This window comes from Marinomonas sp. GJ51-14 (assembly GCF_055808695.1).
Genome location: NZ_CM147879.1, coordinates 653792 through 671768, shown reverse-complemented (window position 1 = coordinate 671768; position 17977 = coordinate 653792). Strand labels below are relative to the sequence as shown.

Here is a 17977-nt window from a genome sequence, read left to right as displayed (position 1 = left end):
TCTTCAGCAAACAAAGAAAAAATAGCAATTGATACTATCGTCATTATCCATGAAAAACAAAGTAGGTCAGACTTAATTGTCTTTTTAAATAGTATGTTTTTATAATTAAAAATAAAATATATTGCAGGAAAGCATAGAGCTTGAAATATTGAAAGGTATATATTTTTTGAATATAATCTCCATACTCCTAAGAAATCAATAATAATAGAGCCTTCTTTTTGCTCATATGTATTTATATATTGATACAATAAAGCTGTTATAAGAGTTAATGATATAGTCAATAGAAAAGATATATTTCTAAGCGAATATTCTTTTTTTAAAAAAAATATAAATAAAGAGCAGGAATGAATGCAATAGCAAAGTTTGGTTTTACGAATATTGATAAACCCAAAAAAATTACACTTAAAATATAGTTTTTCATATTAGAATTATGAAAAAATAAAATAGTATAAAGCACTGTTAGCATTGCAAAAGGTTTTAGTGCTATAAGTGTTGGATTGTGCCAAACATTAGGGCTTCCTATACCTAAGTAAAAGTATTTATTGAACATAGGTAAGTATACGGGGCCAATAACTAAAATTAAGGTTAATGATGTTAATAAGTATAGCGTCTTTTTATTCTCTCCAATTTCATTAAGAAAAAAACTAGTAATATTATGAACAATAAAAACCCAAAGCAATACAAAAAAAGCAGTTACTAAGCTTGCAGCCATTTTTTCACTCAAAGTAACATAAGTCATATAGTGAACACATATATGCCATATGGGATGTGGAATATAAAATTCACCATTAAAAAATCTATCTACAAAAAGTAGATGCGCATACATATCACTTGGATAATCTATTTGTGATAATTGATGAGATACTAAAAAAATAGAGGTCAAAAAAACAATAAAATAAAAAAATTTAATTGTAAAATTTCCTTTGTAAAAAAGCATTATTTTAGGTTCCTATTCATTAAATTTATTCTATATGTAATTTTATATATTCGAATTCAAGTTCAAAGTGTGACACATTTAATTTTAAGAAGCTAAGCTCATTTATTTAAAATGTATCGCTGATTGTTCGAGCTCTAATCTTTTTTTTGTGATTATTTTTCGTCTAGCAAGGTGTATCCTTTTTTGCAACACCTTTTTAACTAAAACCATTAGCATATACAGTCTTGGAAGATTGTTACTATTTTAATTTTCTAAAAGCTCTGGATGAGCAAGATAGACTTTTTTATCTAATGTCTCGGTTATCTCGATGTGACCCATCAACTTTCGACCGTTAACCGCGGTGATTATATGCAAATGATCTTTAAAAAGCATTAAGAATTCGATTATCGCTTGCTTCACTTCTTTGGCTGACTTTGGACCCACTGTCTTTGTAGGGTAAAAATACGTTTTTCTTTCTAGTAAGGTGACGATTGAACTTGAGTCCTATTTATCTAAGACAGAGTCTATTTCTCAGACTCCAAAGCATTTTTTGTATAGACAATCACTAGACGTTCATTTATATAGATTGCATTTTTAATTGCTTCCGCGTTGTATTTTTTGTCTGCATTGATATATCCATTCATGATTAACAGGAGTATTGCAGTTTTTGAGTGCATTAGAGCTTTGTTCAAAATTTCAATTAAAATACGAATAGAATTAATCGTCTTTGGCGATATATAATATTTAGCAGGTATCTGTCTTTTAATTAAATAGATTATTTGGGCTTTATTAGGGTGATGTTTTTTTGATTTTTTATTCTGCTTTACCTCACGATAAATTGTGGAACTATGGGGTTTAGTGTTCGTGCGATATTTGATACTGATATTTCTTACTCTAAAAGGGCGGATATTTGCTATCTTTTTCCTTTTCTCAACTGCTTATGATTCATATTGATCCTACTTTATTTTTTTATAAAAATAATCATATCAACTTCACTATTTACTTTCGGGTACATCTTTTTTCTGTGTTGCGCTTATTATTTGTATTTACGTGTAAATTCAATTTTTATATTTTGCATTATTAATTATATTATTATTTATCATAGGGTCTAAAGATCACGGCTTATAACAACTAGTCCACAAATCACTAAAAAAGTACCAATCACCTTGTGAATACTAATTAATTCTCCGAAAAAAATGGCAGAGCCAATCATCACAAACACAAAAGCTAAGCCCATAAATGGATAGGCATAACTAATAGGAAACTTAGACATAGCTGCCATCCAGAAGATGGATGCTAGGAAAGCCGAAAGGAAACCGCTTAAGATAAAAGGATCAAAAAAATTAATTTTATTAAATAAAAAATTTTTTCAGGGAATTTATCAGGAATGGATAACTGTGTATTGATACGCCACTTGAGTATTAATTGACCATAAACAGTAAATAGTATAGTTCCTAAAATATATATATAGTTCATTTATATTCCTTATGTAAATTTAAGATTGAATTAAAGGTAATAAATAGATCTAAAAAAATTGAAATTTTCATGTTTCACATTTTTTCAAAATGTTTTTTCTTGAATGATGTAAATGGGTCGTTGTTTAGTTTCGTCGAATGCTTTCCCTATATAAAGCCCCAATATCCCCATGTTAGCGAATAGAAGTCCACCAATAAAATAGATAGAGACCATAACACTTGTCCAGCCGGCTACAGGAACGGAGTAAGCGTAGTACATAATGGTAAGCCATAGACCATACCCCAGGCTCAAGACGGATAAAGAAAAGCCAAATTTAATTGATAGCTTTAAAGGTTTGTTAGACTGGCTGATGATTGAGTCAAAGGCTAGGTTAATTAACTTTCGAAGAGTATAGCTACTTTTTCCGGCCTCTCTACAACCATGGTCAATATCAATATCTATACGATTGAAACCAAGCCAGTTTACAAAAAGAGGGTAGGTTCTGTTTTGCTCTCTAATCTGTTGTAAACTTTCAATTACTTTTTTAGATATAATACTAAAATTTGCTACAGAACCATCTACTTTGGCTCCTGTTAAATAACTATATGTTTTATAAAAAACATAAGAACCTAATTTTTTTAATAAAGAGTCTTTCCTTTGGATGCGTCTTCCAAAGACAACATCGTACCCTCCCCGTGCTTTATTATAAAGCTTTAATATTTCTTCAGGCTTATCTTGTAAGTCACAATCCATAACTACAAGCCAATCACTATTAACTTGATCAACACCAGCCGTTATTGCCCTATGTTGCCCAAAATTTCTAGATAAATTTATTCCTTTAACCCTACTATCTTTAATTGCAAGCTCTTTAATTATTGTCCATGAATCATCAGGACTAGCATCATTTACCATAATTATTTCAAAATTATCTGTTATTAATTCAAGACTATTTACCAATCTTTTATATAAATTATTCAAACTATCGCAACAGCCATAAATAGGTGTGACAACAGTAATATGTGGATGTTTCATTGTTATTAAATGCCCTAATTTATATCAAGTGACTTTATAAGAAAAAATACTGATATATGATGGAATGTAGTTTTTTAAATCTAAAAAAATAAAATGGTAAGATATTGTACTAAAATTAAGATTCACTTAGCAATGAATATAAAAAATTTTGATGCGGTTTCTAAGCGACTATGGAAAAAAATATTTTTTCTGTAAATATATTTTATATTAAAGTCTGTTATAGGCTTGGGTGGGGCATTAGTATGCAGCAGAAACTGTGGTGCTCGTATTAGGTAGTATGCGAAAAAGTTAAGTTGTTCTTTTGTATTTCCTGTAAACCCATTTGCGCCAATCACTTGGTCGTTTTATATTCTTTTTACCACGAAACAACATCACTAGTTTATTGTTAAGTTTGGTCAAACCACGATAGGTTGTCTTTCTAAGTCAAAACTGACATTTGAGTATTTGAAATTGATGTTCTATATCTTCTCTGATACCCGCTTTTACGTATTCCGATCGATAGGCTGCTTGTTCTTTCATACTTTCTGGGGGATTGCTCTCGTAAATGAGGAGGGTATTGAACATAGGTTAAAGTGTGTTCGTTCCTACATATTCTTTGCATTTTTAAATGCCTTAATTTAACATCGTTCACCTGTTGAACGCGGTCCAGTTTTTTTACCAAGGACGATGTTAATTTAAACGGCAAGGTAAATAAGTGCTAACAGATGAATATCGCTATAAAATTTTGAAAGAGCTTCATCAAGATCCAGATATAAGTCAACGTGAATTGGCTAGTAGGTTGGGTGTGAGCCTCGGAAAAACCAATTTTTGCCTCAAAGCCCTAATTGAGAAAGGCCTAGTGAAAGCGGGTAACTTTAAAAGCAACCCTAATAAAACACGGTACTTGTACTTATTAACACCAAAAGGCATGGAAGAAAAAATTATACTTACACAGCGCTTTCTTCAAAGAAAATTAAAAGAACACGAAGAGCTTGTAAAAGAAATAGAAGAGTTAAAAGCGTCAATTCAGGGAACTAATTACAAATAAATTAAAGAAGAGTCAAAAATCATAATGAAAATTTTAACTGTTTTTGGTACGCGCCCTGAAGCCATTAAAATGGCGCCTTTAGTGCATGCCCTTGCAAACGATGTGCGTTTTGATGCAAGAGTTTGTGTAACTGCTCAACATCGGGAGATGCTTGATCAAGTATTGGATCTTTTTAAAATAAAGCCGGATTATGATTTGAATCTGATGAAAGCAGGTCAAACACTTCCTGAAGTAACTAGCCGTATTTTGATTGAATTAACTCCGGTGCTAAAAGAGTTTAAGCCAGATGTGGTTTTGGTGCATGGTGATACGGCAACAACTTTTGCAGCAAGTTTGGCTGCATATTATGAACAAATAGCAGTTGGGCATGTAGAGGCAGGCTTGCGGACGGGAAATATATATTCTCCTTGGCCGGAAGAAGGTAACCGCAAGTTAACGGGAGCTTTAACAAAATATCATTTCGCTCCTACTAAAAATTCAAAGCAAAATCTCCTGAATGAAAACTATGACAGTTCTAACATCCACGTAACAGGCAACACGGTTATTGATGCTTTATTACTTGTAAAATCTCAGATTGAAGCTGATACAAATCTAAAAAATACATTAGCTGCACAGTTCCCAATGCTTGACAATAATAAAAAGCTGATATTAGTTACCGGCCATAGACGTGAAAGCTTTGGTGGTGGATTTGAGCGTATTTGCGAAGCATTAGTACAAACAGCAAAAGTGCATCCTGATGTTCAAATATTATATCCTGTCCATTTAAATCCTAATGTGCAGGAGCCAGTTAACCGCATTTTGAGCGGAGTGGATAATGTTCACTTGATTGAGCCTCAACAATATTTGCCATTCGTATATTTGATGAATAGGTCTCATATCATTTTGACTGATTCTGGTGGTATTCAAGAAGAAGCACCTAGTTTAGGTAAACCAGTTTTGGTTATGCGTGATACAACAGAGCGGCCAGAGGCCGTAAATGCTGGTACGGTTAAATTAGTCGGGACAGATGTTGTGGAAATCACAGCTGCGCTTAATAAATTGTTAATAGATGAAGTTGCTTACCTTAAAATGAGTCGTGCTCATAATCCATATGGAGACGGAGAAGCATGTCAACGAATTTGCGAAATTCTGGCAATGTGAAGTTAAAGAAATCTAAAAATATATAATTTAAGCTGCTCTTAGAGTAATAATATTTAAAGAATAATTTTGAAAGCTAAGGAAGATCATGTCTTTTAATACAATATCTGTTATCGGGTTAGGTTATATAGGTCTACCTACAGCTGCAATGTTTGCTTCTAGAAAGAAAAAAGTGATTGGTGTAGACGTAAATCAACATGCAGTGGATATCATCAATCGTGGTGGAATACACATTGTTGAACCTGATTTAGACAAAATTGTTCATGCAGCGGTATCTGAGGGTTATTTAAAAGCGGTGCTGAAGCCGGAGCCTGCGGATGCGTTTTTAATTGCAGTGCCTACACCTTTTAAAAATTCTTTAAATAAAGAGAGTAACTTAAATGTTCCTGAACCAGACTTAAGTTACATAAAAAAAGCCGTTGAGGCCATTGCACCTGTGTTAAAAAAAGGTAATTTAGTTATTCTTGAGTCTACTTCTCCTGTAGGCGCAACTGAGAAAATGGCAGAATGGCTGGCCGAAGCGCGAGCGGATCTTACATTTCCACAAACAGTTGGAGAAAAATCTGATATAAGGATTGCTCATTGTCCTGAACGTGTCTTGCCTGGTCATGTTGTTCGTGAATTAGTGGAAAATGATCGCGTGATTGGAGGTATGACTAAGCTCTGTTCAGCCCAAGCCACTGAGTTGTATAAAACCTTTGTGACAGGTGAATGTGTTACGACAAATGCTCGCACGGCAGAAATGGCAAAACTTACCGAAAACTCTTGCCGAGATGTACAAATAGCTTTTGCAAATGAGCTTTCTATTATTTGTGACAAGCTTGATATTAATGTGTGGGAATTAATTTCACTCGCAAATCGTCACCCACGTATCAATATTTTACAACCAGGTCCTGGGGTTGGCGGGCATTGTATCGCTGTGGATCCTTGGTTTATTGTCAGTAAAACGCCAGCTGAGGCACAGATAATTCATACTGCCCGCAAAGTAAATGATGCTAAGCCTAAATGGGTAATCAATAAAGTAAAAATAGCTATTGCAGATCATTTGCAAGCTAACCCAACAAAAACAGCTAAAGATGTAACTGTTGCTTGCTATGGTCTAGCATTTAAGCCAGATATCGATGATTTACGTGAAAGTCCTGCCTTAAATATAACTCAGCAGATTGCTGAAATGCATTCAGGAGCAGTAATTGCTATTGAACCTAATATTAATGAACTGCCTAGTACGATAAAGTCGTTCCAACTTTCCTCGTTTAGTAATGCGGAAAATATTGCTGATATCCACCTAATGCTTGTAGATCATAAAAGTTTTAAGGATAAAAAGATTGAAAGTGATTATATAATAGATACAAAAGGTATTTGGTAAATGAAAATTTTAGTTACTGGTGGTGCGGGTTTTATTGGTTCAGCAGTTATTCGTCACATAATTCAATATACGAAAGACAGCATAGTAAACCTTGATAAATTAACTTATGCAGGGAATCTACAATCCTTAATTGAAATTGAAAATGATGAGCGCTACGAATTTGAACAGGTAGATATTTGTAATCGAACAGAGCTGGATCGTATTTTTAAAGAGCATAAGCCTGATGCTGTAATGCACTTGGCTGCTGAAAGTCATGTAGATCGTTCAATTACAGGGTCTGCTGAATTTATACAAACAAATATTGTTGGTACTTATGTTTTACTAGAAGCTGCGCGTGAATATTGGGATTCACTTTCTAGTCAAAGCAGGAAAAAATTTCGATTTCACCATATTTCAACGGACGAGGTGTACGGCGATTTACCTCATCCTGATGAGCAAGAAAGTGATGCTTTAGAAAAAAAATTGCCTTTGTTTACTGAACAAACTTCTTATGCGCCAAGTAGCCCTTATTCAGCAAGTAAAGCGTCAAGTGACCATTTAGTAAGAGCTTGGTCTCGTACTTATGGTTTTCCAACAATGATTACTAATTGTTCGAATAACTATGGTCCATACCACTTTCCGGAAAAATTGATCCCATTAGTTATTTTGAATGCGCTCGATGGTAAAGAATTGCCAATTTATGGTAAGGGTGATCAAATTCGTGATTGGTTGTATGTGGAAGACCATGCGCGGGCTTTGTACAAAGTGGTTACCGAGGGCGAAATTGGTGAAACCTACAATATAGGTGGCCATAACGAAAAACAAAACATTGAAGTGGTGCAGGCTATCTGTAGCATTTTGGATGAATTAAGGCCTAAGGAAGGTCGATATACAGATCAAATAACTTTTGTATCAGATCGTCCAGGGCATGACCGTCGATATGCAATTGATTCAACGAAGATTCAAAAAGAGCTAGGATGGATGCCACTAGAAACATTTGAAACTGGTTTGCGCAAAACGGTTCAGTGGTATTTAGATAACCAGGCTTGGTGCCTTAATGTTCAAAATGGCTCTTATCAGAGAGCAAGACTGGGAACTTTAAAAAAGGACACGCAATTATGAAAGGTATAATTCTAGCTGGTGGGTCAGGAACTAGACTCTATCCAATTACGATTGGGGTTTCTAAACAGTTATTGCCTGTTTACGACAAACCAATGATTTATTACCCACTTTCTGTATTGATGTTGGCTGGTATTCGAGAAGTGCTTATTATTACTACGCCAGAGGATCAGGATAGTTTTCAGCGTTTATTGGGTGATGGTTCTAAGTTTGGTGTTGAGATAAGTTATGTTGTACAGCCTAGTCCTGATGGGCTTGCTCAGGCGTTTATTTTGGGTGAGCAATTTATCGGTAACGATGATGTATGTTTAGTGTTAGGCGATAATATATTTTACGGTCAAGGGTTTAGCCCAAAATTGAAACAAGCTGTTGAAAACGCTAAGAATGGTCAAGGAGCGACAGTGTTTGGTTATCAAGTGAAAGATCCAGAACGCTTTGGTGTGGTGGAGTTTGATGGCAACAAAAAAGCTATATCTATTGAAGAGAAGCCAGTTAAGCCTAAGTCACAATTTGCGGTAACTGGCTTGTATTTTTACGATAATTCGGTCGTTGGCTTGGCCAAAAAAGTTCAGCCATCTAAGCGTGGTGAGCTTGAAATAACATGTTTGAATGATATGTATTTGAAACAAAATAAACTTAATGTTGAAATGCTGGGTCGAGGTTTTGCATGGCTCGATACTGGTACCCATGAAAGCTTACTAGAGGCTGCTCAATTCGTTGAGACAATAGAGAAGCGGCAAGGCTACAAAATTGCCTGCTTAGAGGAAATTGCATTTAATCAAGGTTGGTTAAGTGTGGATGAGTTGAAAGTATTAGCTAGACCGCTCCAAAAAAACAGTTATGGGCAGTATTTGGTTAATTTATTAAAAGCAGATGTGTCATGATGTGCGTGCGTTTTTCTGTTAGGTAGATAATATAATGATGCAAAAAAAATCTTCATATAGCTCCATGCGATAAGTTTATACCACCATTTATTGATTTTTTGAAAGAGCATTTTGATTTTGATACTCATGAGTTTTTGTTAACGACTAGTATGGCGCAAAATGAATTAAAAAATGATGGCAATGTTTTCTTAGCAAAAAGATCAATAGTAGAGCGGATTAAGTTTTACAGTTTTTCTGTTATTAAAATGCATCAAGCAAAAAAAATATTTTTACATGGATTATTCGATCCGAAATTAGTTTTTATATTGTTTTTTATGCCTTGGTTACTGAAGAAATGTTATTGGGTGATGTGGGGGGCGATTTATATAGCTATGAATTAGAAGAGCGTAACTGGAAATGGAGGTTATGTGAGTTTTTTCGTCGGCCAGTCATAAAAAAAATGGGTTATTTAGTTACCTATATTAAAGGTGATTATCAACTCGCACAGAAATGGTATGGAGCTACAGGGAAATATAGTGAATGCTTTATGTATCCCAGTAATTTATATAAAGAATATGACGTGCCGGATAAACAAAAAACGGGAATAAGTATCTTAGTTGGAAACTCAGCTGATCCTAGCAATAATCATTTAGAGGTTTTTGATAAGCTTGAAGCTTTTAAAGAGCAAGATATTAAAATTTTTGCGCCTTTATCTTATGGTGATCAAGAATACGCAAAAAATATTATTAAAGAAGGTCAGGAGCGCTTTGGAGATAAATTTCAAGGGATCACTGAATATATGCCTTTTAATCAATATTTAGCATTTTTGAGTGAGATTGATATTGCAATTTTTAACCATAAGCGTCAGCAAGCAATGGGAAATACAATTACTTTGCTTGGTCTAGGTAAAAATGTTTACATGAGGAGTGACACAACTCAGTGGGATTTCTTTAAAACTAAAAATATAGTCGTTAATGATATTGAGAAGTTTACATTTGATGCTGATGCTCCTCGTTATATTGAAACTGATAAAAAAATAATTAAAAAAATTTTTTCTAAAAAAACTTGTTAAAACAGCTAAGTGAGATTTTCATATAATGGCTTATTTGACCGAAAAACAACTACAAGCAATGGGGTTCAAATTGCTTGGAAAGCAAGTCAAGATCAGTGATAGAGCTAGTATTTATAATGCTGATCAAATTGAAGTTGGCGATTATTCTCGAATAGATGATTTTTGTGTGGTTTCAGGTAAAGTGAAGATTGGACGAAACGTTCATATAACACCGCAATCTTTGGTTGCAGGTGGAATGGAAGGTGTTACTTTTGCTGATTTTTCAGCAATCGCATATGGAGTAAAAATTTTTACGCAATCTGATGATTATAGTGGTATGTATATGACCAATCCGACTATACCGAATAAATATACAAGGGTGACCAAACGAAAAGTATATGTTGGTCGGCATGTGATTATAGGTACTAATTCTGTCATTTTCCCAGGAAGTATTGTAAGTGATGGTGCTTCAGTTGCTGCTTCTAGTATTGTACAAGGCCGATTAAAAGCTTGGTCTATATACGGTGGGACGCCTGCTATTTTTTTAAGAAAAAGAAAAAAGATTTATTGGTTTTAGAAAAATTATACCTTGAGAGTGAAGCTGTTATAGAGGATTGAAAATGATTAGTTTATTAGAGTTAGTGTTAGAAGCAGTAAAAGAGATTGGTGAAGATCAAGATAATGCAATTTTAATTGCGGCGACAGAAGAGACGCTACTTTTTGGTGAAAACCTTGACAGCATGGGTATTGTATTTTTAGTTACCGATTTAGAAGCAAAAGTTTCGGATGAATTAGATATTGATATTACACTCGCTGATGAGAGAGCTATGAGTCAGAGAACGTCACCTTTTAGAAGCGTTAAAACACTCATGAAGTATACACAAATGCTCATTGATGAAGCTAAAGCAGAGCAGTGATTATGAGCAGCTATCTTATAACAGGCACACGAAAAGGGTTAGGGAAAGCCTTAGCAGAATACTATCTAGAAAAAGGTCATCAAGTTGCTGGTTGCAGTCGTGGTAAAGCTTCTATAAAACACGCTAATTATTTGCATTTTGAACTGGATGTATCCGATGAGAAATCGGTTATGAAGATGGTTCGGCACACAAAAAAAGAGTTTGGTAAAATTGATGTGCTGTTAAATAATGCCGGTATAGCAGCTATGAACCATATCCTCACAACGCCATACAATAATGCTCAAGCTGTTTTTAATACTAATTTTTTTGGAACCTTTTTGTTTAGTCGTGAAGTTGCAAAAGTGATGATGAAGCAAAAGTATGGCTCTATTGTTAATTATACTACCGTTGCTGTCCCACTGAATCTAGAAGGTGAAGCAGTGTATGCAGCAAGTAAAGCGGCGGTTGAGAGCTTCACGCGTGTTTCTGCTAAAGAGCTGGGTGTATTTGGTATTCGTGTTAACTCAATTGGCCCTACTCCTGTGAAAACCGATCTTATTCGAAATGTACCTGAAGTAAAACTACAAGCTTTACTTGATCAGCAAGCGATTAAGCGTTTTGGGGAGTTTGATGATGTTGTCAATGTTATCGACTTTTTTAACGCGGATGCTAGTAATTTTATTACTGGGCAAGTTCTTTATCTTGGTGGAGTGGTGAATTAATGTCTTGGATAATAGATCATTTTTACCGACTTGAGGATAGAGTTGCTCTTGTTGACATATTTGGGTCTTTTACTTACGAAGATTTATCTAAGCAAATTCAGATTTATAAGCAGCAATTGGATGAAACTGTTGAAGATGGCCAGGTCGTAGCGATTTTATCTGATTATAATTTTTATGCTGTTTCTTTATTGTTTGCACTACTTCAAAAAAAATCAATCATTGTTCCTATTGTGACGGCTAATCAAGATGAAGTTTCAAAACGATTAAGTGTTGCGCAATGTGATTGGGTGATTAGGCTTGATATAAAAAACTTAAACCTAATAAAAAGTCCGGAAGAAAAAATAACACATCCGATGATATTGGATTTGATTACTAGGCAGCAATCAGGCCTTATTTTATTTAGTAGTGGGAGTACTGGTGAGCCTAAGGCTATGATTCATAATCTAGATAATCTGGTAAATAGTTATTTAGGTAAAAAAAGAAAAATTTAAATATGTTAATTTTTCTTATGTTTGATCATATAGGAGGCTTAAATACGTTGCTCAGTACATTGGCAATGGGAGCAAAAGTAATCCTTCCTAGTAATCGTAATCCTGACTATGTAGCTAAACTAATAGAAGAGCATGATGTTCATGTTTTACCTGCTTCACCTACGTTTTTAAATCTATTATTAATGGCAAAAGCGCAAGATAAGTACAATTTAAAATCATTAAAAATGATTACTTATGGCACTGAATCAATGCCTGAAAGTCTTCTGCAAAAATTAAAAATTATTTTCCCAAAAACTAAGTTACTGCAAACATTCGGAACTAGTGAAACCGGTATAGCTCAGACATCTAGTCGATCATCAAACAGTTTAGAAATGAAATTGGATGACCCAAATACTGAATACAAAATAGTAGATGGAGAGCTTTGGCTAAAAAGCAAGACGCAGGTTATGGGATATTTAAATGCGTCTATGGAAAGCTTCACTGATGATGGCTGGTTTAAAACTGGCGATTTAGTAGAAGAGTTATCAGGCGGTTATATACGTATAAAAGGTCGTGCGAAAGAGATTATTAACGTAGGTGGTGAAAAAGTTTTGCCCGCAGAAGTTGAATCCATTGTGCTGGAAGTAGAAGGTGTTGCTGACTGTACTGTTTATGCAGCTAAAAATGCTATTACAGGGCAAATGGTTGCAGTGCAAATTGTTCTAGAACAAGGTGTAGAGCAGAAAGAAGTAAAGAGCTCAATTCGAAAATATTGTAAGCAAAAACTAGAAGCTTATAAAGTGCCTGCGAAATTTGAATTTGTAGATCAGACGAATTTTGGCGAGCGTTTTAAGAAGAAAAGGTTGTTAAAAAATGATTCCATTTAATAGACCGCCATTAACTGGCAATGAACAACAGTATGTTTTACAGGCAATGCAAAGTGATAAGATTTCTGGTGATGCCTATTTTGGTAAAAAATGTCAGCAATGGTTTGAAACAAATATAAGTTGTAAGAAAGCACTTTTAACTCCTTCTTGTACTGCAGCATTAGAGATGGCGGCTATCTTAATTGATATTCAACCGGGTGATGAAGTGATCATGCCTAGCTACACGTTTGTGAGTACGGCAAACGCATTTGTACTGCGTGGAGCAAAAATTGTGTTTGTTGATATTCGACCAGACACAATGAATATTGATGAAACACTTATTGAGGCGGCAATAACATCAAAGACAAAAGCCATTGTTCCTGTTCATTACGCTGGAGTCAGTTGTGAAATGGATACTATTATGGCTATTGCTGATCACCACGGTTTATTTGTGATAGAAGATGCTGCCCAAGGTGTGATGAGTACCTATAAGGGGAAGGCACTAGGTACAATTGGACACTTGGCTGCATTTAGTTTTCATGAAACAAAAAACTACACCAGTGGTGGTGAAGGCGGTTTATTAATCATTAACGATGATCGTTTTGCTCAAAGGGCAGAAATTATTCGTGAAAAAGGCACCAATAGAAGCCTATTTTTTCGTGGACAAGTAGATAAATACACTTGGGTAGACCTAGGTAGCAGCTTTTTGCCGAGTGAATTACAAGCTGCTTTTTTATGGGGGCAGTTAGAAAAAGCCGACGGAATAAAAACAAGTCGAATGGCTATATGGGATCGTTATAATCAAGCATTCCAAGAGTTAATTGATTATGCTGTTGATTTGCCAAGCGTACCAGAGACATGTGAACACAACGGACACATGTATTATTTAAAGGTTCGTAATATTAGTCAGCGTGAAGAATTTATCGCTCATTTAAAATCCCATCAAATCATGGCTGTATTTCATTACATTCCATTACATTCTGCGCCAGCTGGTAAAGACTTTACTGTTTTTTGTGGTAAAGATAATAATACAACCATAGAGAGTGAGCGATTGGTTAGACTGCCTATATATTATGGTATGGATAAAGAGACACAAAACACAGTTATAAAATATGTACTGAGCTTTTTTGAATAAAATTTAAATGCCGTCAAGTTTGGGTAAAAGTCGGGCGCATTGAAAATGGCTGAAGTGTTTACCATTATTAAGGGGGTGATAATCTATTGAATATTCGTAAAATTTTAGCTTTTTCAATTGGACCAATTGGTGCTGCGGTTCTTGGGTTGATTACCTTACCTGTTGTTGCTTGGTTATTTACAGCTGAAGATATTGGTCGATTAACCATGCTTCAGGTCACGATTAGTTTTTCACTATTGTTATTTAGTCTAGGATTGGACCAGGCCTACGTCCGTGAATTTCATGAGGCTGATGATAAATTAGCTTTACTTAAGGCTACAGTTTCTCCTGGTCTACTTGTTCTATCGATAGTATTGATTGGAATAATGTTCATGCCTTGGTCGGCTTCTTTTCTATTGTTTGGAGTAGATTCTTTTTTATTAACAAGTTTGTTGCTCCTTTCTATACTGTTAAGTTTTTTTTCACGATTTTTAAGTTTAATTTTGAGAATGCAAGAGCGTGGTTTAGCTTTTTCTATGAGCCAGATTTTGCCTAAGATATTGTTTTTATTGGTTGTTTTGACTTACGTATGGCTGGGCGCTGAAGCAATTTTTGAAAACCTTATGTTGGCTAATGTTCTTTCTTTGATTGCTGTTTTTTTTGTTTATAGTTGGAATACTCGTAAAGATTGGTGGCCTTCCATAACTGCTAAAGTTAATAAAAACGAGCAAAATAAAATGATTCGTTATGCAATTCCATTAATAGGTAGTGGTGTAGCATTTTGGGGACTTACTGCAACAGATAAAGTTTTTTTAAGAAGCCTTTCTACTTTTGAAGAGTTAGGTGTTTATTCAATGTCTGTTAGTTTTGCTGGCGCGGCTTTGGTATTTCAGGCGATTTTTTCAACTGTTTGGGCGCCTATCGTTTACAAGTGGGCTGCAGAAGGTATTGATTCGGAAAAAATCAAAAATGTAATTGATTATACGACTTTAGCGGTTGTTTTAATATGGTCTTTGGCAGGGATGTTTTCTTGGATGATAAGTTACATATTGCCAATTGAATATGACCGGGTTCAATATATTTTACTTGCGGCAATGGCTTATCCTCTGCTTTATACTCTTTCTGAAGCGACAGGGGTGGGGATAAACATCCGTCGTAAAACCATGTTTTCATTGCTTGCCACAGCTTCAGCTCTATTGATTAACGCTTTAGGTAATTGGCTTTTAATTCCTATTTATGGAGCTGCGGGTGCGGCAGTGGCTTCCGCTATAGCATTTTTTATATTTTTCTTAATCCGAACAGAAGCTAGTTCAAAACTTTGGATTAGTTTTGAAAGGTGGAGAATGTATTTTTTGATATTATTACTTCTTACTCTAAGTATATTAGTCAATATAATTGATTTTAACTTACTTGATGTTGCGCTTTATGCATTTATTGGAGTAATTGGTACTGTTTTTTATCTAAATAAAAGTAAAGAAATTTTTGTTTTTTTGAGAGTGCATATTTAAATTATCAAAAGTATTATGGGGATTAAAAATTGAATTGTCTGGCATGGGTTAATTTTTTTATGAAACCTGAAAAAAATTTTAGTCAATAAGATTGTTAGATGAAAAGAAGTTTTAAATTAAAATGTGGTCTGCTTTTTTATTGGCTTTAATTATATTAATTGGATGTTTTGATGGTGAGTTTCGAAGAAAAAACTATTAATTTAAAGTCGATGGTTTTTTTGATTTTTATTTCAATGCTGTTTCTTGTGTTATCCTACTTTATTTCAAAAAACTCGCTTAATATAAAAGAAAGCAATGACCTTTTGGTGTATTCAGGTTTTTTTCAATGCCTCTCTGAAGGTGGGGGAGGCTGTGATGAGGTGATTGGTTCTAAATATGAATATTTTTTCTATTATTTTGTTAGGTTTTTTTCAAGTTTAGGTCTTAGTTATGTTTTATTTATCTTTTTAACTTCTTTTTTAATATATTTTTCTATTTATTTTTTGGTTTTTAAACTTTCTCTTGTTAAAAATGTTTATTTGTTTTTCATTTTTTCTTTGTTTATGATTTTAGATTTTAGGTTTTATGGTTTTGGTAATAATGTTCTTAGACAAGGCTTGTCAGTTGTTTTTATGTTTGTTTTTTTGAATTATTGGTGTTTTAAAAAAAGTATAATTAAGCCCTTCTATTATTTAGTACCTATGTTGTTTCATTTGTCATGCATCTCTCATTTTATTGTTTTTTTTAATTTTAAGTTTTTGGAAGGTGTTGTTTTTTGGATTCTTGCTTTGCTTTTAGGGTACTTTTTTTCAGATTATATAGTGTTTCTTTTGATTTCAATGTTGAACGATGGTTATGTATACAATAAGTTGAGTTATTATTTTCTTGAAGCTTCGAATTCTGTTGATTATAGGTTTTTCCCTCTCCATTATTATTTTATAATATTTCTTAGTCTTTTTGTTACGCTTGATGATCGTACATACAGAGTGGTTAGGAAAGTATTTTTAATGGTGGTGTTTTTTTCAATTTTATCTTCTCCTCTCAATATGTCTTACAGATTTAACTCCTTCATGATGCCTTTATTTGTAGTTTTGTTTTCATATCAGTTTGAGTTTTTAATACAGAAGTTCCGTTTTAGAAAGATTGTTACTCTTTTTGTTAGTGTTTTTATTGTTTTTTTTATGGGATTTTATTTTTTTAAATCATATGATTTTGTTTCTAATGGTTTTTTATAAAAGGCATTTTTATGAAGAAATTGTTGGTTATTACTAATCTTTTGCCAAAATATGATGTTGAGTTTTTAAATTGCATTTCAAGCGATAGTAACGGATTGGAAGTCGTCGTCTTAGCTGATATTATTTCCAATGATACTCTTAATCAATATGATTATGAAGAATGTGATTTTGAAGTCGTCAATAATAGTATGATGTCTAAGTTTGGTTTTATTTTTAGAAAAGGTGTAATGAGAGCCATCAAGGATATTAATCCTGATTATATTGTTTTTTATGGAAATCCCAGAGAGATTTCTCTTAGTGTTTGTATGCTTTGGCTGAAGGTCATGGGGCGAGATTTTTATGTACATGGTATGTTTCATCGAATAGGTGGTGTATCGATTTTATCTAGACTTTATTATCGTTATGTAGGTTCAGTTGCTAAAAAAATTTTTGTTTATAGTCGGAAGGGTGGAGAGGTACTGACCGCGTTAGGCATCGATCATAATAAAATTAAGATTATTGGTACTGCTGTAAATGAAGAGAAAAACATTGAAGTTTCGGCAAGTATTTCTAAAGATATAATTAATGATTTCGTTACTGAAGAAGGTATTAGTGGAAGAAAGGTAGTTTTGCAAGTGGTTCGACTGTCAAGTATTAAGCAACCAATGTTGCTGCTTGAAGCTGCTAAGATACTTCGTGATATGCGACCTGAGCTTCTCTTCGTATTGATAGGCGGCGGAGAACTTGAAAAAGATATTTCTAGGTTTGTAATTAACGAAGGATTACAAGATAATGTGTTAATGCTTGGACCTATATATGATGAAAACTATCTTGCTAAGTGGTTCAAGGTTTCTTCAGTTTTTATTGTACCCACATGTATCGGTTTAAGTGCACATCATGCATTCTCCTATGGATTGCCTATAATTACAGACAATAATCTAGTACATCAAGCATCTGAGTTTGATATATTGTGCGACGGTTTAAATTCAAGGTTATACTGTTCAGGATCAGTTGATTCGTTAGTTCAAGTATTACTAGAAGTTTTGGATGATGAAGATTATAGGTTGTTTCTTTCTAAAAACGCTTTAGTGACTGTGAGCAAGATACATACCCTTCGTGGGAAATGTGAAAAATACGTTAGTTCTATATATTCTTAGTTTAGTATGTTTCCATTGATTATTTTTATGGGAAATAGAATGTGTTCGAATTAAATAAAAGTTATTTTTAGTATAAGTCGATTCTGATTTTTTATTCTTGGTGAAA

The 17977-nt window shown here is 33.9% G+C and carries 18 protein-coding genes; 15 read left to right on the top strand and 3 right to left on the bottom strand.

All coding sequences use genetic code 11. From position 1 onward, the window contains the following. Nucleotides 1–316: 316 nt before the first annotated feature. The 3 genes from AC0L3Y_RS03260 to AC0L3Y_RS03250 form a co-directional block, all read right to left on the bottom strand. Entirely contained in the window at nt 317–937 is a 621-nt protein-coding gene (locus tag AC0L3Y_RS03260; RefSeq protein WP_473468700.1) for a hypothetical protein, read from the bottom strand. A 1087-nt stretch (nt 938–2024) separates the two neighbouring features. Next, a complete protein-coding gene (locus tag AC0L3Y_RS03255; protein WP_473470580.1) occupies nt 2025–2264 on the bottom strand; it encodes an EamA family transporter in 240 nt (79 codons plus the stop codon). A gap of 212 nt (nt 2265–2476) precedes the next feature. Next, nucleotides 2477–3403 carry a glycosyltransferase family 2 protein gene (locus AC0L3Y_RS03250; RefSeq protein WP_473468697.1) on the bottom strand — a complete coding sequence of 309 codons (927 nt, stop codon included), beginning with the start codon at nt 3401–3403 and terminating at the stop codon, nt 2477–2479. A 694-nt stretch (nt 3404–4097) separates the two neighbouring features. On the opposite strand from AC0L3Y_RS03250, the gene AC0L3Y_RS03245 reads away from it, so the two are divergent. The 15 genes from AC0L3Y_RS03245 (at nt 4098) to AC0L3Y_RS03175 (ending at nt 17871) form a co-directional block, all read left to right on the top strand. After that, on the top strand, nt 4098–4430 hold the full coding sequence (locus AC0L3Y_RS03245) for a MarR family EPS-associated transcriptional regulator (RefSeq protein ID WP_473468695.1): 333 nt from the start codon (nt 4098–4100) through the stop codon (nt 4428–4430). A gap of 24 nt (nt 4431–4454) precedes the next feature. Next, on the top strand, nt 4455–5570 hold the full coding sequence (gene wecB, locus AC0L3Y_RS03240; protein WP_473468693.1) for a non-hydrolyzing UDP-N-acetylglucosamine 2-epimerase: 1116 nt from the start codon (nt 4455–4457) through the stop codon (nt 5568–5570). Nucleotides 5571–5655: 85 nt separating this feature from the next. Beyond that, complete coding sequence (wecC, locus tag AC0L3Y_RS03235) at nt 5656–6933, top strand: UDP-N-acetyl-D-mannosamine dehydrogenase (RefSeq protein WP_473468691.1); 1278 nt, start codon at nt 5656–5658, stop codon at nt 6931–6933. Continuing rightward, nucleotides 6934–8034, top strand: a complete 1101-nt coding sequence (rfbB, locus tag AC0L3Y_RS03230) for a dTDP-glucose 4,6-dehydratase (RefSeq protein WP_473468689.1) — start codon at nt 6934–6936, stop codon at nt 8032–8034. It abuts the gene before it with no gap. Then, nucleotides 8031–8915 carry a glucose-1-phosphate thymidylyltransferase RfbA gene (gene rfbA / locus AC0L3Y_RS03225; protein ID WP_473468685.1) on the top strand — a complete coding sequence of 295 codons (885 nt, stop codon included), beginning with the start codon at nt 8031–8033 and terminating at the stop codon, nt 8913–8915. Before rfbB ends, rfbA begins: the two co-directional genes overlap by 4 nt. Before the next feature lie 334 nt (nt 8916–9249). Beyond that, complete coding sequence (locus AC0L3Y_RS03220; RefSeq protein ID WP_473468683.1) at nt 9250–9966, top strand: TDP-N-acetylfucosamine:lipid II N-acetylfucosaminyltransferase family protein; 717 nt, start codon at nt 9250–9252, stop codon at nt 9964–9966. Between the two features lie 25 nt (nt 9967–9991). Then, nucleotides 9992–10522, top strand: coding sequence for an acyltransferase (locus AC0L3Y_RS03215; protein ID WP_473468681.1), 531 nt, complete (start codon nt 9992–9994; stop codon nt 10520–10522). Between the two features lie 43 nt (nt 10523–10565). Next, nucleotides 10566–10862 carry a hypothetical protein gene (locus tag AC0L3Y_RS03210; RefSeq protein WP_473468679.1) on the top strand — a complete coding sequence of 99 codons (297 nt, stop codon included), beginning with the start codon at nt 10566–10568 and terminating at the stop codon, nt 10860–10862. A 2-nt stretch (nt 10863–10864) separates the two neighbouring features. Further along, nucleotides 10865–11563 carry an SDR family NAD(P)-dependent oxidoreductase gene (locus AC0L3Y_RS03205; protein ID WP_473468678.1) on the top strand — a complete coding sequence of 233 codons (699 nt, stop codon included), beginning with the start codon at nt 10865–10867 and terminating at the stop codon, nt 11561–11563. After that, nucleotides 11563–12054 carry an AMP-binding protein gene (locus AC0L3Y_RS03200; RefSeq protein WP_473468675.1) on the top strand — a complete coding sequence of 164 codons (492 nt, stop codon included), beginning with the start codon at nt 11563–11565 and terminating at the stop codon, nt 12052–12054. Before AC0L3Y_RS03205 ends, AC0L3Y_RS03200 begins: the two co-directional genes overlap by 1 nt. A gap of 2 nt (nt 12055–12056) precedes the next feature. Then, nucleotides 12057–12920, top strand: coding sequence for an ANL family adenylate-forming protein (locus tag AC0L3Y_RS03195; protein ID WP_473468673.1), 864 nt, complete (start codon nt 12057–12059; stop codon nt 12918–12920). Then, nucleotides 12907–14034 (top strand): dTDP-4-amino-4,6-dideoxygalactose transaminase, encoded by a 1128-nt coding sequence (gene rffA / locus AC0L3Y_RS03190; protein ID WP_473468671.1) that lies wholly within the window; start codon nt 12907–12909, stop codon nt 14032–14034. The genes AC0L3Y_RS03195 and rffA overlap by 14 nt, the downstream gene beginning before the upstream one ends. Nucleotides 14035–14120: 86 nt before the next feature. Continuing rightward, entirely contained in the window at nt 14121–15521 is a 1401-nt protein-coding gene (locus AC0L3Y_RS03185) for a lipopolysaccharide biosynthesis protein (RefSeq protein WP_473468669.1), read from the top strand. Between the two features lie 170 nt (nt 15522–15691). Beyond that, nucleotides 15692–16735 carry an EpsG family protein gene (locus tag AC0L3Y_RS03180; protein ID WP_473468666.1) on the top strand — a complete coding sequence of 348 codons (1044 nt, stop codon included), beginning with the start codon at nt 15692–15694 and terminating at the stop codon, nt 16733–16735. Between the two features lie 11 nt (nt 16736–16746). Further along, entirely contained in the window at nt 16747–17871 is a 1125-nt protein-coding gene (locus AC0L3Y_RS03175) for a glycosyltransferase (protein ID WP_473468664.1), read from the top strand. Nucleotides 17872–17977: the final 106 nt, after the last annotated feature.

Coding starts and splice junctions, on each gene's coding strand:
- AC0L3Y_RS03195 (WP_473468673.1), top strand. CDS start 12,057: ATGTTAATTTTTCTTATGTTTGATCATATAGGAGGCTTAAATACGTTG.
- wecC (WP_473468691.1), top strand. CDS start 5,656: ATGTCTTTTAATACAATATCTGTTATCGGGTTAGGTTATATAGGTCTA.
- AC0L3Y_RS03175 (WP_473468664.1), top strand. CDS start 16,747: ATGAAGAAATTGTTGGTTATTACTAATCTTTTGCCAAAATATGATGTT.
- AC0L3Y_RS03200 (WP_473468675.1), top strand. CDS start 11,563: ATGTCTTGGATAATAGATCATTTTTACCGACTTGAGGATAGAGTTGCT.
- AC0L3Y_RS03250 (WP_473468697.1), bottom strand. CDS start 3,403: ATGAAACATCCACATATTACTGTTGTCACACCTATTTATGGCTGTTGC.
- rffA (WP_473468671.1), top strand. CDS start 12,907: ATGATTCCATTTAATAGACCGCCATTAACTGGCAATGAACAACAGTAT.
- wecB (WP_473468693.1), top strand. CDS start 4,455: ATGAAAATTTTAACTGTTTTTGGTACGCGCCCTGAAGCCATTAAAATG.
- AC0L3Y_RS03205 (WP_473468678.1), top strand. CDS start 10,865: ATGAGCAGCTATCTTATAACAGGCACACGAAAAGGGTTAGGGAAAGCC.
- AC0L3Y_RS03220 (WP_473468683.1), top strand. CDS start 9,250: ATGTTATTGGGTGATGTGGGGGGCGATTTATATAGCTATGAATTAGAA.
- AC0L3Y_RS03260 (WP_473468700.1), bottom strand. CDS start 937: ATGCTTTTTTACAAAGGAAATTTTACAATTAAATTTTTTTATTTTATT.
- AC0L3Y_RS03210 (WP_473468679.1), top strand. CDS start 10,566: ATGATTAGTTTATTAGAGTTAGTGTTAGAAGCAGTAAAAGAGATTGGT.
- AC0L3Y_RS03180 (WP_473468666.1), top strand. CDS start 15,692: ATGGTGAGTTTCGAAGAAAAAACTATTAATTTAAAGTCGATGGTTTTT.
- rfbB (WP_473468689.1), top strand. CDS start 6,934: ATGAAAATTTTAGTTACTGGTGGTGCGGGTTTTATTGGTTCAGCAGTT.
- rfbA (WP_473468685.1), top strand. CDS start 8,031: ATGAAAGGTATAATTCTAGCTGGTGGGTCAGGAACTAGACTCTATCCA.
- AC0L3Y_RS03215 (WP_473468681.1), top strand. CDS start 9,992: ATGGCTTATTTGACCGAAAAACAACTACAAGCAATGGGGTTCAAATTG.